Here is a 3,362-nt window from a genome sequence, read left to right on the forward strand (position 1 = left end):
CTCAATACGGCGTAGGGATCATGGTCGAGGCGCAAGAACGGAGCGATCTGTGCAACGCGCTCGCTAACGTCTCTATGGATCTGAATTCGGCTTTCGGGCTTGAGATAAGAGGTCAATAAAATGTTGACGTCGGCTTTGGACCAAGCAAACAAGAGCCTCTTCCAAAAACTGTTTAACGGTATTCCGCCCTTACCGCTGTAGCTGGTGTAAACATTGTCATTACCCTTGGGGTAGTCGAACTCCTTGATATCAGTCGCCACGATCCGGTACCCCGACATCGATTGTCCGTAGTAGATGGAAGGCTGAGTGATGGACAGGCCAAACTCGGATTCGGCTGGGACATTCTCAAGAAGGTATCGCGGAAACCCTCCCCCGACCGTCTTCGAAACGAAGTTCATGACCGCGCCATAGCCATGCGTGAACTGCAGGTACTCGTTGACCCAGGTTTGCGCTTTCGCGGGAAGTTCCGGCGAAAGCTCGCGGGTGGAAAGCATCACCTGATGATAACCATCCGCCAAGTGATAGCGGTCGGTATCGATATTGTAAAACTGATAGTAGAGACGTATTGCCTGGGTCTGCTGATAGGTCTGCAGTAGCGGTCGCGAATCCCATAGACGAATATTCTGGATCGTGTCCTGGTTCCTCGCGATCACCTCAGGTGTGAGATTTGGGAGGGCCGGATAAGTCGTCTCCTGGATTGCATCCAACTGGTAGGCCTTCCTCGTGAACTCGATGTAGTGTTTCAGGTAGGGTGTCTCGAGCGCCAACTCGCTTGGCTGCACGAAAAATTCCTGAAAGAAGAATGGAACCAGGTACACCCCGATCAACCACAGAGCAAAGTACACCCCAACCCCTACAGCCAACGTCTTCAGGCGCGGGCGGAAGAAATTGAATGCGAGCAGCGCACATGCCAGCGCCGAGACACCGACCATGATCCAGAGGGTGACCCGCGTTACGTGATCAGCTGCATAGCCTGCGCCATAAACGACACCCAGGGTGGAGTAGACGAGTTCGTAATGGTCGAGGTAAAACCCCCATCCAAAATTGGCAGCCAGGATAAAAAGAAGCACTGAAAAATGTGACGTGGCGCTGCTACTTGCCGCGATTCTTCCGACCCCGCTTGTCAGCGCTAGTCGTATCCCTAATAAAATGTACGTAGAGAAAACAATCCCAAACGTCAGAATCGTCAGTATCGTCAAGCTGCCTTGCAAAAGCACATAGAAGGGAAGATGAAAGAGATAGAACCCAACATCGACCCCGAGAAGCGGATCCGAAACTCCGAAAGACCCTCCATAACGAAAACGGAGGTATGTATCCCATTCGGTATAGAAATAAAGCGCAGAAAACACCGCGACGACAGCGCTGATCAGGAAAACGGCTGCCTTCAACAGTCTGGGAGACAGATCGATACTTGGATGCGCACTCACGTTGACGCTGGATAACGCGGGCCTCGATGCTCGAACGCCTCCGAGGAAGTCGCCGCTATTTTTGGTAGCTTGGCGAAGGTTAATCCACAGGTACAGAAAGGCAAAGACGAAAGCTGAGCAAAACATCACCACTTGAACCGACAGAAGGGTCCAGAAGATGCCGGCGTAGCCGAGCTGCCGCATCCACAGCCATTTCTCTATATAACCAGCGACGCCTACCAGGACCGCAATGAGTGAGGCCACGGCAACAACCGTGAGTGCCAGTAGATGCCGGGAAGTGGGAGGCATTCCGATCACACTACCCTCTTCGTGAGCAAACGAACTTCGCTGCTTTCCAACTGTCGGGTTCTCGTTCATCGCTCCACCCCAGATCTGCGTGCGCGCCCTACGGCCCATATGGAATGTCCGGATGGGCGAGGCCAGGCCGCGCCGCAACTCCAGTGACCGCCAGGATCCAATCGCTAGCTCGACACGAGTTGTCGTTTTGCATTAACGCGAAACGCGATTTGGCAGTCACCTACGAGTCGAAGGACACCACCAACAACGAACAAACCTGCAAAAACTCACGATGCGACTTTGCAGTCAAGCTTCCAACCGTAAGTACTCCCCTGCTATCGAGACAACTCGACCGGTCTTCCCGTGATGCATCGACATCAATTTACTGGCCATCGTCTGAGGGCACAGTGGATGGTTGAGCAGAATGTTGTCTCCCTCAGAGACATCGAATAGGACGGTTTCTGCACAGAACGGTCCCCTTGTCAGGAGAGTCGACATCATTCGGCGCTGCAACCTCTCTATGCCGCTGCACTGCAACGCGGATCTCCTCTAGCGATGCAAAGTCGTTCGGGTAGATCCGCGCACGAACGCTTCCTGTCGTAAGATCCGCACCGTCAAACTTTGCGATGGCATTGGGCCAGATCAGATAGCCACGCCTGCCTTCGGAGCACGACTGGACCCATCCTGCCACTGCCGTTCAAACATCATGGGTTTTTTCACGACAATTCCCCGCCACACTCCGTCGGAGCTAAATAGACAATTGATCAACGTACAGCATGGCACCAACGGGCCGCAAACGTCAGGCTCGGAAACTACCTATGCCGTTTCTCGGCGATCAGGGTCGGGCCATAAAAGGAAGCGGGCTTCACGGAGATGGATATTTGGCAAAAAACGGCCTCCGAAGCCCGAGCGAGTGTCTGCATGCGGCAAACAACGGAAAGGTCCGTTTCAAACAGGAAAGCCCACCCCCGACCGGTGCCACGAACTTGATAACGATCCGCTGGGGCGGGATTCGATGTGAGTCCCCTTTCAATTGTTAGGCACACTTCAGGCTGAAGTTGCCTTCGCTCTCGCGATCTCTCATACGAAAACGGGGTTTCAAGGCAAATCTGCAGCTGGTCTTTTGTTCCAACTCATCGCTTCAATACGAGCGGCGAGCTTTGCTCAACCATGCTGACGTGCCGCGTTCGGTACCTGAGTAGTTTCCGAGTCTTTCGCACCCGAACGCGCAGAGCTAAGCTGTTTCCGACGGAACAAGATAGAGACTTGAATGGACATTCTCACAAGACACCGCCCCCTGCGCATCGAGCTTTTACCAAAACAAAAGCGTGCTGTTTCTTGCGAGGAGTCGACCCCGACTCCGTATCAGCGAATACGAGTATGTCGATCAGCAGCCGGAGCTTAACTCTCCAGATCAATTTGGGTACGGACACGACGCCGCGGCGCACCAACGCAGCTTCGACATACACGAAGGAGTAACTAACCGAGCGCCGCTCGAGCGTGGTGCGGTGGGTCTTGGCTCAAAGAAATTCTACTCCAGGGTCGGCCCGGTGACTTTAATCGCTGCACTTCTTCTCAGGACGTTCCAATGCGTATCGCGCAAGTTGCACCGCTGCATGAAGCAGTCCCACCGAAACTGTACGGTGGCACTGAACGTGT

General features: G+C 53.8%; 1 protein-coding gene. It reads right to left on the reverse strand.

All coding sequences use genetic code 11. The annotated features are described in order from the left end of the window. On the reverse strand, window positions 1-1,784 hold a 1,784-nt coding region (locus tag BSU04_RS10715; protein ID WP_179258283.1), incomplete at its 3' end, for a UPF0182 family protein. Window positions 1,785-3,362: the final 1,578 nt, after the last annotated feature.

It is taken from the genome of Caballeronia sordidicola, assembly GCF_002220365.1.
GTDB classification, from domain to species: domain Bacteria; phylum Pseudomonadota; class Gammaproteobacteria; order Burkholderiales; family Burkholderiaceae; genus Caballeronia; species Caballeronia sordidicola_C.